Here is a 9,541-nt window from a genome sequence, read left to right as displayed (position 1 = left end):
GGACCTTTTTTCAGGCATAAAAAAGCCCGCATTCCGCGGGCTTTTTGCTCAAAACTTCAACATCAAGCCCGGGTCAATAACGCGTACTTCTTTTTACCGAGGCGGACCAAAAAATAACCGCCAAATCGAGCATGATCGGATGAAAAGATCTCTGCGCCACCCATATTATCGTCAGCACCATAATCCTTACCATTCACCAGCAGCGCTCGACGCTGCAGCGCATCCTTCACCTGCTTACCAGAACCAGCCAACCCAGCCTTAACCAATAAGCTGGTTAAAGGCTCATCCAGATCAGCCGCCTCGATCGCATAACTTGGCAACCCATCCTGAGCCAACTGCTGATAATCTTCGGCGGACAACTGATCCGCATCGCCTGAAAACAAGGCTTTGGTGATGCGCTCCGCTGCTGCCAACCCCTCATCACCATGCACCAGACGCGTAACCTCGATTGCCAGAACACCCTGAGCCTCCGGGCGGCCTGCCGCAGCTTTATCCTTCTCTTCCAGCGCATCGATGTCCGCAACCGGCAAGAAAGTAAAGTATTTAAGGAACTTGTACACATCCGCATCAGCAGTATTCAACCAAAACTGATAGAACGCATAGGGAGAAGTTTTACCGGCATCTAACCAGATTGTGCCGGATTCGGTTTTACCGAACTTGGTACCATCGGCCTTGGTCACCAAAGGCAGCGTGAGGCCGTAAGCTTTACCGCCATAACGACGGCGCGTTAACTCAACGCCACCAATAATATTACCAAACTGATCTGAGCCACCAATCTGCAAGCTGCAATTATGATGCTTGTACAGCTCGGCAAAATCGAAGGACTGCAATAAGGAGTAAGTAAATTCAGTAAAGGAAATGCCCTCGCCTTCTCGATCAATACGCTGCTTAACCGACTCTTTGTTAATCATGTTATTAACAGAGAAGTGCTTACCCACGTCGCGCAAGAACGTCAGCACATCCATGCCCTGGGTCCAATCCAGGTTATTCACTACCATCGCCGAGTTGGGCTCATCATTAAACTCAATGAACGCCGATACCTGTTTGCGCAGCTTTTCCACCCAACCGGATACGGTTTCAGCGGTATTCAATTTGCGCTCCTGAGCCTTGAAGCTCGGATCACCAATTAAACCTGTCGCCCCACCTACTAGAGCAATAGGCTTGTGTCCGGCTTGCTGAAAACGACGCAACGTCAACAAAGGCACCAAACTACCGATATGCAAACTGTCTGCCGTTGGATCAAAACCACAATACAAAGTGCGAGATTCGGCCGATAGATATTCCGGCAAGGTTTCCTCACCTGTCATTTGCGCTAACAAACCGCGCGCTTTTAAGTCTTCGAGCAAAGCCGCATCTACTTGAGACATATCTCTACCTTTTTGCATTAACTGGCAACTTCTATTGAACATCCAAGGCCCACATCTGTCTTAGGCCCTTATTAAGGGAGGCGCAACCTTACCCTATCCTTTTCGAAAAACAAGAGCCTCACCACAAAAGCCCGCCGAATGACGGTTTTCGGGTGCTTAGTAAGGCTATTTTTGATATAAACACACAGCTTAAGACCAAGTTTTACTGTGCGAACATAAGAAAACACTACAAGTCGCTGAAATATGAAAGATTTTTCAAAAACCTTGCGCGGATTTCCTCTGCTGAATCTCGCCATGGCTGCTGGACTGGGCTTTGCCTTAGGGGCTGTCAGCTTTATGGGGGACGACAAAGCAGACACGGACGCTCCGATGGCAATTAGCCAAGAGACCGCTGCCGAACAACAAACACCGACCCTCAACACCGAGATGTCGCCTGAAGTTTTCGCTGAGGTCAGTACACAAGCTGTCAACGAACCCCTTTCCGAAGACACCTTTGAGCCAAGCGACACCGTGCCCGTTGAGATTGAGCCTGAAGTCGAATGGCATCGCGAAACCGTTAAGCGTGGCGACAACCTTTCCTTAATTTTCAAACGTGCCGGGTTGAATGACAGTGATCTTCACGAACTGATCAGCAGCTGCAAAGAAGCTAAGCAACTCAAACGCATTCACCCGGGGCAGGCCATCGACTTCCATATCGCCGATGGACAACTGCAGGAACTCCGCTATCAAACCGATCAGCTGAGCAGCGCGAACTTTCGTCGTGACGAATCCAACTTTATTGCTGAAACCCACATCAGAGAGCCCGACCTCAAGCCCAGCTACCATGAAGGCACCATTAACAGCTCACTGTTTCTGGCAGGCCAAAATGCCGGCTTGAGTGACGCCTTGATTATGGAAATGGCCAATATTTTCGGCTGGGACGTCGACTTCGTTCTCGACATCCGCCAGGGCGATAATTTTCGTGTCATGTACGACGAGAAATACCTCGATGGAAAGCACATCGGGAACGGCCCAATTTTGGCCGCAGAATTCACCAATAAAGATAAGACCTTTAGAGCTGTGCGCTACACCCATGAAAATGGCAGCAGCCACTATTACACCCCAGAAGGTGACAGCATGCGCAAAGAGTTTTTGCGCACCCCGGTCGACTTCGCTCGCATCAGCTCGCACTTCAACCTGCGACGCAAACATCCAGTACTGAATCGAATTCGCGCCCACAAAGGTACCGACTACGCGGCACCTCGAGGCACCCCCATCCGCGCAGCTGGCGACGGAAAAATTGTTCACGCTGGCCGCAAAGGGGGATACGGCAAAGCGGTTATCCTTAAACACGGCGGCGCCTATAAAACTTTATACGCCCACATGAGCCGCTACGGCAAAGGCGTAAAAACAGGCAAGCGCGTAAAACAGGGACAGATCATCGGCTATGTTGGCTCTACCGGTCTGGCTACCGGCCCGCATTTGCATTACGAATTTCACGTCAATGGCCGCGTGCGCAACCCAGTCACGGTCAAGCTTCCAAAAGCTCGCTCCATTCCAAAAGCCGAGGCTGAGCGCTTCAAAAAGCTGACTCAACCGATGCTGGCTCAAATGGGTGACTTGCAAGCCGCTCGCCAAATTGCGAGCCTGGAAGAAACACCCAATACTCTATAAAGAGGATGATATGAGCCGCGAACTGTATATCGGCCTGATGTCCGGCACCAGCGCCGACGGGCTGGACGCGGCTCTGATCGCCTTTGATGAAGACCATTTTGAATTGCTCGACTGCATCGAGCGCCCCCTCCCGACACATACCAAACAATACGTAACTGAGCTCGCGCTGAGCGGTGAACACGAAATTCAGAAGATGGCTGAACTCGATATTCAGCTCGCCGAATGTTTTGCCTCCGCCTGCCAGGAGCTGCTGCAGCGCCAACAACTGGAACCAAAAGACATCACCGCGATTGGCAGCCACGGACAAACGATCCGCCACATTCCACAAAGTGAGGCTCAAACCGGCTACACCCTGCAGATAGGCGACCCTAGTCGCATTGCTGAAATCACCGGCATTACCACCATCGCCGATTTTCGACGACGCGATATCGCTGCGGGAGGCCAAGGTGCGCCACTAGCGCCAGCATTCCATCAAGCGGCATTTCAATCCCTCAAGCAAGCGCGTTTTGTCGCTAATGTGGGAGGGATGGCGAATATTACTTATGTCCCAGCCAAGGGCTGTGGCGAGGTGATTGGTTTTGACACCGGCCCGGGTAACGCCTTAATGGATGGCTGGATCCTTCAACACAGGCAAGAAGCCTACGACAAGAATGGCCTGTGGGCAGAGAGCGGAACGGTAAATAAGGACTTACTCACAAATTTATTGAGCCACCCCTTTCTGTCGCTCCCAGCCCCCAAGAGCACTGGACGGGAAGCCTTCAACCTCCCTTGGCTAGAGCAGCAGCTCACCAACATCACAGCAAGCCCCAAGGATGTGCAGGCAAGCCTTCTCACCTTCACGGCACAAAGCATTGCCGATCAAGTCCTGGCGCTGCACCAAGCTTCGAAGGGAGAAAAAGGGGAATTGTATCTATGCGGAGGCGGTGCCCACAATCAAGCGCTGGTAAAGCGTCTGGCATCCCTTCTGCCGAACTTCCACATCAACAGCACTGCGAAGCTCGGGGTCCATCCAGATTGGGTTGAGGCTATGACCTTTGCCTGGCTGGCACGCCAATGCATGCATCGATTACCCGGAAACCTGCCCAGCGTGACCGGCGCCAGAGACGAGCGGATCCTGGGCGCGATCTACCCCGCTTAGCGATTGAGTTGGCAGGCGCTAGATTGAGAAGGATGAACCACAACCGCAGGTTGCAGCAGCATTAGGGTTGGTAACCACGAACTTAGAGCCGGCCAGACCTTCTTCATAGTCCACTGTGGCTCCCATTAAAAAGGGGTAGCTCATCGCGTCTACCACCACGTCAACACCATCAACGGTCACTACAGAATCATCCTCTGCAGCCAACTCATCAAAGGTAAAACCATACTGAAAACCCGAACAACCACCGCCGGTGACAAAGACCCGCAACTTCAACTCCGGGTTTGCTTCTTCTTCAACCAGACTGCGAACTTTATTGACCGCACTGGGGGTTACCAACAGCGCTTGTGGGGTGAACATTTGAGCTTCAGACATATCACTAACCTTTATACTTCGGCGACTATTATCCACTTAACCTAGAAAAACAGTCAACTATTTAGCCGCTGAAAGGATACAGAGGGAGAGATATTGGGAGAGTTGGGCAGCTGCAATTCGAGCTGCCCGAAGAGCGTCAGGCCTCTACGGCGCGATCTTTAGCACCGTCAACAGCCGTCAACACGGTTTGTTTACCATCGCTATATAGCAGGCTGCCATTCACTTGGGCGCCTTTCACCATCTCAATCAGATGGTAGCTCACATTGCCTTGAACAATCGCCTTTTCAGCCAACTCAATGTGCTTGCTGGAATGAACATTACCGGAAACTTTGCCGTTAACCACGATAGACGGCGCACGGATTTCACCTTCTACCTCACCGCCATCCATTACTCGAACCCGAGCATCGCTGCCGTCTTCGGCGACGATATTGCCTTTTACACGACCCTCGATCTCAATATTACCTTTGAAATGCAGATCGCCGACAATTTCGGTTGCTTTGGATATTAGTGTGGTTGAACCTGCCGCAAACGCCATTGGTTTTTCCTTTTTTGGAAACATGATTAGACTCTTACTCTTAGTTATGTGGAGTAAGAAGCGGCAGGCGTGGGCTTTAGGTCTGCTGCACTAACCAACCAAACTTCTTCTCGACTTCAACAGCGTCCCTACCGGTGGACTTAGCCACCAACTCAATGCGCTCCGGAACAAAGCCTTCAGGCAATACCATTTCACCGGTTACATTCTGGAAGTAGCGGAACCCTAAACGGATTCTGTCACCACTCACGTCATTGGACAAATCTTTCAGCGCAAAACTGCGAACCACGCCATCCGATTCACGCCCCACTACATTAAAACTGAGGTGGCCACGCAAATGGCTATGATTGGAGGCCAGCTGCTGGACCACGAGTTTATACTGATAATGCCTTGGGGTGCCAGTGGCAATCACATTCAGAGAACCGATGGTGAGACCGCGTTTATTTGCAGAAGGAGACATCAAGCCGCGATAGAAACTGACGTTTTCTTCCAGCTCAGCAATTTTCGCTTTCAACTCAATGACCTCGCCACGCACATCCTCGGCAGCCTTGCGATCTACCTCAGATCCGAGAGAAAGATTCGCCACTTCCTGACGCAGACCTTCGGTCTCGGAATTCTTGACGCGCAACTCAGAACGCAGCTGATCCAGCTCCGCCATGGCGTTCGCCTGGTTCGACTGCATTTGATATCGGCCATACAGGTATGCCGCCAAGCCAACACAAATCACCAGCACAGCGGTAACCAACTGCCCCGCAAAGCGCTTACCTGGCTCGTCCTCAACAACGCGAAGTCGATATTGATAACTTCCTTTTACCACTGCCATATTCACCTCCAGTAGTACTGCACCTGACTAAAGTAAAATCGGACCGCCAGGCGTCATGCTTGCCGTTTGACGTATCCCCTGCCCTAAGGCAGCAGGGCTATTTGCTCAAGCCCCATTGTTTCTTCAAAGCCCATCATCAAGTTCATATTCTGAACCGCCTGACCGGATGCGCCCTTACAAAGATTGTCGATAACCGATAACACAACCACCGTGTTCCGTCCCTGGGGCTGGTACACAGCAATCTTGCATTGATTCGAGCCCTTCACCCAGCGCGTTTGCGGGCAACTTCCTTCGGGCATCACATCAACAAAACGCTCTTGCGCATAGCGCTCTGCAAACAAGGCTTGCAGATCTACGGCCCTCGACGAGGTTAGCTCGGCATAAGCCGTTACCTGAATACCGCGAATCATAGGCAACAGATGAGGAACAAAGGTCATTTCAGCGGGTGCTGCCCCGGCAGCCTGGCTTTGACGTAAACCTTGTTCAATCTCGGGTAAATGCCGGTGACCCGCAACACCATAAGCCTTGTAACTATCTGTTACTTCGGCCATTAAATTATCGACTTTAGCCTGACGCCCAGCGCCGCTGACGCCAGAGGCCGCATTGGCGATCAACCGCGTCGGATCAACTAAGCCTTTTTCCAACAATGGAATCAGTGCCAGTTGCGTCGCCGTTGGATAACAACCAGGGCAGGCAACCAACTGGGCATTCACAATCTGCTCGCGGTTCACCTCAGGCAAACCGTAAACCGCCTGCTCAACCAATTCAGGACAAGCATGAGCCTGTTGGTACCATTGCTCCCAGACGGCAATGTCTTTGATGCGAAAATCCGCTGATAAATCGATGACCCGCGTTCCCGTTGCCATCAATGGTGCCATCATGCTCTGCGCAACACCGTGTGGTGTAGCAAAAAAAACAACATCACAACCGGCCAATTGAGCCACATCCGGCTCACAAAACTCGATATCGCATCGTCCGCGCAAACTGGGGTACAAACTTGAAACCGCCACACCCTTTTCTGCTCGCGAGGTGATCATGCTCACCTCAACCTCCGGGTGGTTAACCAACAAACGCAACAACTCTGCGCCGGTGTACCCTGTTGCTCCAACTATGCCTGCTTTAATCACGACTACCTCTTCTACCGCTATTGCTGTGGTGGAAGCTGTCGAGACGAGACTCTCCGCCGGCTCCACCTATTTTCTTATCATTCGCTGCGTCGCGGTAAAAAGCAAAATCGCCTACCTAACCACAAATTTAGTCCAAACTCGGCAAAGTGCAATGTTATAAGAGTCAGGACTAAACACAGCCAACTTCCAATTAATCGCTTATAATAAAACGCGACGCTTCAAAGCTAAAGAACTGGGGCGACAAATTTTCCCTCCAGGCCGCATGATATAAGGGCTTTCCAATACACAATGAGCCAGCGAAAAGTACTAAAAAACAAGCTTTCTGCCGCGCTTCGACGACGCCTTAGCCGCTTCGCGGACAGTACTCGTCATCGACTGGCCCATATTGATGCCCTTCCCCTGATGACCCTTTTAGGCCTACTCAGTGGCTTGTTAGCCGCTGCAGTGATCGTGTTGTTTCGCCTGGCCATCGACCTGCCCAGTGAGAGCTTTTTCTCAGGGAAGCAGTTTGAGGATCTACCAGCCAGCGCCCGCTTTGCACTGCCCTTAATTGGCGCGGTCATTATTGGCTTGTTTCTGGAGGCACTGACCCCGAGCCATCGGCAGCTCTCAGTGGCCCATGTTCTTTCACGCCTGCATCATTTTCAGGGGCGAATGCCCGGGGCGAATATCATCGTGCAATTTATCGGCGGCTGCCTGGCACAAATCACCGGTCAGAGCCTCGGGCGAGAAGGACCCGCCGTTCATCTTGGCGCAGGCATGGCCAGTCAGCTTGGGCAATTCCTAAAATTACCCAATAACAGTTTACGAATTTTGGTCGGCTGCGGCGTTGCCTCTGCAATCGCAGCATCATTTGATACCCCAATTGCAGGGGTGATCTTTGCGATGGAAGTGGTTCTAATGGAATACACCATCAGTGGTTTTATTCCAGTTATTCTGGCCTCCGTTGCCGGCGCAGCTATATCCAAGGCCATTTTTGCTCAAACGCTGAGTTTTGCCGGATTGGAAGGGCAGCTGGTTAGCCTTTGGGAATTGCCCTATATCGCCCTCGGCGGAATCGCCATCGCGCTGGCCGCCGGCCTGTTTATCAAATTGCAGTTGGCCACACTGCAAATGAAATCATTGCCCATCGTTCTTAAAACCAGCGCAGCCGGATTGGTGACAGGTGTGCTCGCCATCTTTTGGCCGCAAATCATGGGGAACGGGTATGACACCATTTTGAGCTCGGCTAATGGTGAACTCGGACTGCAATTACTGATCGCCCTGGTGTTTGCAAAAACCATTGCCAGTGCCGTGTCGGCCGGCGCGGGAATCAGTGGCGGTGTTATCGGGCCCGTCATGGTCATTGGCGCCTGTCTGGGCGCGGTGCTGGGTCAACTCGGTGCAAACTATTCTCCCATAGGCTCAACCAGCACGGAATTGTATGTGTTGATGGGCGCAACTGCGATGATGGCCGCTGTTCTCAACGCCCCTTTGGCCGCCTTGCTGGCGGTGCTCGAACTGTCCCAATCACCGGATATTATTTTTCCAGCCATGCTGATGATTGTGGTGGCCTGCCTGGCAACCCGACAGTGGTTCTGTCATGACGGTATTTTCCTGGCGCAATTGCGCTGCCAAGGGTTAGCAATTGAAACTTCACCCAGTCAACAGGTGCTGAGCCGAGCGGGTGTGCGCAGTGTCATGAGCGGGCGCTGTCAAAGCTGCAGCACCAAAATTGATGTCGAACAGGCTCGGCGTCTACTCAAGCCCAAACCCAGCTGGTTGGTACTGGAGAGCAAACGACCTCTGGTTATGAAAGCCGCCGATCTGTCGCGCTATTTGGAAGAAGCAGAAGAAGAACTTACCGAAATTGATTTACTGGCCATTCCTGGCAGTCGCCTACAAGCGTGCCATATCGATCAACGCTCCAATCTTTTTGAAGCAAAAACCAGCATGATAGAGGGCGACGCTGAAGCCTTGATCGTAACCAAGCAAAGCCGTTGGCAAACCGTTACAATAGGGGTTATCACCCAGGAAGACATCAATAACTTCTACGGTTAAGCGATTTGCCTTGAGGAGCTCTTATGCTTTGGCTGAAAGCCTTCCATATTATTGCCGTTATTTGCTGGATGGCAGCCCTATTCTACCTGCCACGCTTGTTTGTCTATCACGCTATGAGCCAGGATAAAATCAGTCGTGATCGTTTTGTTATTATGGAACGCAAACTGTATCGAGGCATTGCCACCCCCGCCATGATTGCTGCCCTGACCTTGGGTTTTTGGACTGCCAGTTATAACTGGAACTATTATCAATCCAGTCATTGGTTTTGGGGCAAGCTCGCTCTCGTGGCCGGTCTGGTGATCTACCATTTTGCGTGCCGACACTTTATGCGCACACTGGCTGAAGATCGAGAGGTTCGCAATCACATTTTCTTCCGGTGGTTTAATGAAGCCCCCGTGTTGCTTTTGATTCCCATCGTACTCTTGGTGGTTATAAAACCTCATTAACTTTCAGATTTAACGAATCACTTTTCATTCGAGAATTCAGGAA

The 9,541-nt window shown here is 51.6% G+C and carries 9 protein-coding genes; 4 read left to right on the top strand and 5 right to left on the bottom strand.

Features of this window, described 5'->3' with window-relative positions; translation table 11 throughout:
- Positions 1 to 62: 62 nt before the first annotated feature.
- Positions 63 to 1,367: a tyrosine--tRNA ligase gene (tyrS, locus tag ABWW03_RS06400; RefSeq protein ID WP_353407094.1), complete on the bottom strand. Its 1,305-nt coding sequence runs from the start codon at positions 1,365 to 1,367 to the stop codon at positions 63 to 65.
- Positions 1,368 to 1,610: 243 nt separating this feature from the next.
- On the opposite strand from tyrS, the gene ABWW03_RS06395 reads away from it, so the two are divergent.
- Together ABWW03_RS06395 and ABWW03_RS06390 are read left to right on the top strand one after the other, a co-directional pair.
- Positions 1,611 to 3,020 (top strand): OapA family protein, encoded by a 1,410-nt coding sequence (locus ABWW03_RS06395; protein ID WP_353407093.1) that lies wholly within the window; start codon positions 1,611 to 1,613, stop codon positions 3,018 to 3,020.
- A gap of 10 nt (positions 3,021 to 3,030) precedes the next feature.
- A complete protein-coding gene (locus ABWW03_RS06390) occupies positions 3,031 to 4,158 on the top strand; it encodes an anhydro-N-acetylmuramic acid kinase (protein WP_353407091.1) in 1,128 nt (375 codons plus the stop codon).
- 18 nt (positions 4,159 to 4,176) lie between these two features.
- Here ABWW03_RS06390 and erpA read toward each other — a convergent pair whose 3' ends face one another.
- From erpA to argC, 4 genes are all read right to left on the bottom strand, one after another.
- On the bottom strand, positions 4,177 to 4,530 hold the full coding sequence (erpA, locus tag ABWW03_RS06385; protein ID WP_353407090.1) for an iron-sulfur cluster insertion protein ErpA: 354 nt from the start codon (positions 4,528 to 4,530) through the stop codon (positions 4,177 to 4,179).
- Between the two features lie 136 nt (positions 4,531 to 4,666).
- Positions 4,667 to 5,089 (bottom strand): bactofilin family protein, encoded by a 423-nt coding sequence (locus ABWW03_RS06380; RefSeq protein ID WP_353407089.1) that lies wholly within the window; start codon positions 5,087 to 5,089, stop codon positions 4,667 to 4,669.
- Positions 5,090 to 5,141: 52 nt separating this feature from the next.
- Positions 5,142 to 5,885 carry a DUF6776 family protein gene (locus tag ABWW03_RS06375; RefSeq protein ID WP_353407088.1) on the bottom strand — a complete coding sequence of 248 codons (744 nt, stop codon included), beginning with the start codon at positions 5,883 to 5,885 and terminating at the stop codon, positions 5,142 to 5,144.
- An 83-nt stretch (positions 5,886 to 5,968) separates the two neighbouring features.
- Positions 5,969 to 7,012: an N-acetyl-gamma-glutamyl-phosphate reductase gene (gene argC / locus ABWW03_RS06370; RefSeq protein ID WP_353407087.1), complete on the bottom strand. Its 1,044-nt coding sequence runs from the start codon at positions 7,010 to 7,012 to the stop codon at positions 5,969 to 5,971.
- 288 nt (positions 7,013 to 7,300) lie between these two features.
- Here argC and ABWW03_RS06365 point away from each other — a divergent pair, with 288 nt between their 5' ends.
- Both ABWW03_RS06365 and hemJ read left to right on the top strand, forming a co-directional pair.
- Positions 7,301 to 9,052 (top strand): chloride channel protein, encoded by a 1,752-nt coding sequence (locus ABWW03_RS06365; RefSeq protein ID WP_353407086.1) that lies wholly within the window; start codon positions 7,301 to 7,303, stop codon positions 9,050 to 9,052.
- 23 nt (positions 9,053 to 9,075) lie between these two features.
- Positions 9,076 to 9,498 (top strand): protoporphyrinogen oxidase HemJ, encoded by a 423-nt coding sequence (gene hemJ / locus ABWW03_RS06360; protein WP_353407085.1) that lies wholly within the window; start codon positions 9,076 to 9,078, stop codon positions 9,496 to 9,498.
- Positions 9,499 to 9,541 lie beyond the last annotated feature (43 nt).

This window comes from Pseudoteredinibacter isoporae (genome assembly GCF_040372805.1).
Taxonomy (GTDB): domain Bacteria; phylum Pseudomonadota; class Gammaproteobacteria; order Pseudomonadales; family Cellvibrionaceae; genus Pseudoteredinibacter; species Pseudoteredinibacter isoporae_A.
This window is presented reverse-complemented; position numbering and strand designations above follow the sequence as displayed.